The sequence below is a fragment of the Schumannella sp. 10F1B-5-1 genome (assembly GCF_006517535.1).
Taxonomy (GTDB): domain Bacteria; phylum Actinomycetota; class Actinomycetes; order Actinomycetales; family Microbacteriaceae; genus Schumannella.
This window is the reverse complement of the sequence record NZ_VHQH01000101.1, coordinates 1-211: the sequence shown is the minus strand read 5'-3', so window position 1 is coordinate 211 and position 211 is coordinate 1. Positions and strand designations below refer to the sequence as shown.

Here is a 211-nt window from a genome sequence, read left to right as displayed (position 1 = left end):
CCAGGCCTGGGCGGGCGTCTTCAGCACCTTGAGACCCTTGCTGAACGGCAGCGGATCGACGAGCTGCGCGTGCGCGAGCTGCTGCTGCGGGAAGAACCCGGTCATCACGGTCGGCATCAGGGTGTGCTCGGAGAGCGGTTGGTTCTGAGGGGTCGCCGAGGCGCGCATGTACACGTAGCGCCCGTCGGTCACGCAGACGTGGCCGCCGAAC

Annotated in this window: 1 pseudogene; it reads right to left on the bottom strand. The window is 68.2% G+C overall.

Annotated elements, in window-relative coordinates:
• Positions 1–211: pseudogene (locus tag FJ658_RS16305) on the bottom strand (sulfatase); the annotation flags it as partial.